Source organism: Mesorhizobium abyssinicae (genome assembly GCF_049887195.1).
Classification (GTDB): Bacteria; Pseudomonadota; Alphaproteobacteria; order Rhizobiales; family Rhizobiaceae; genus Mesorhizobium; species Mesorhizobium abyssinicae.
Genome location: NZ_JARAKC010000116.1, coordinates 1 through 513 on the forward strand (window position 1 = coordinate 1; position 513 = coordinate 513).

General features: G+C 61.8%; 1 protein-coding gene. It reads left to right on the top strand.

The features are described 5' to 3' along the window. The coding region (locus PU724_RS33885) for an AMP-binding protein (RefSeq protein WP_426213846.1) at positions 1-513 on the top strand (513 nt) is incomplete at both ends.

Genomic DNA, 513 nt, shown 5'->3' on the forward strand with positions numbered 1-513 from the left:
ACCCGCGCGCGCTCGGGCTCACCGCGCGCCATCTCGCCTATATCATCTACACCTCAGGCTCCACCGGAACGCCCAAGGGCGTCATGGTCGAGCATCGCGGACTGGTCAATTACCTGGACTGGGCCTGCCAGGCTTACGCCCCGCGCTCATCCTCGGTGGTCTCCCTGCCCTTGGCTTTCGACGCCATAATCACCAGCCTGTTTGCGCCTCTACTGTGTGGTGGTTACGCACAGCTTGTAACCGAGGGCGACAAGGTCGAGGAGGTGAAGGCAAAGATCAGGGCGGGCTGTGGGCTAATCAAGATCACGCCGAGCCATCTGGATGCGCTTGGGCAACAGATGCCGGCGCAGACGACCGGCAGCCAGGTCGGCACCTTTGTCATCGGAGGTGAAGCGCTGTCGCGTTCAACGGTGGAACTGTGGCGCAAGATCCAGCCGACGGCCACGATGGTGAACGAGTACGGTCCCACCGAGACGATCGTCGGTTGTCTTCATTATGAGGTTCCTGCCGAAC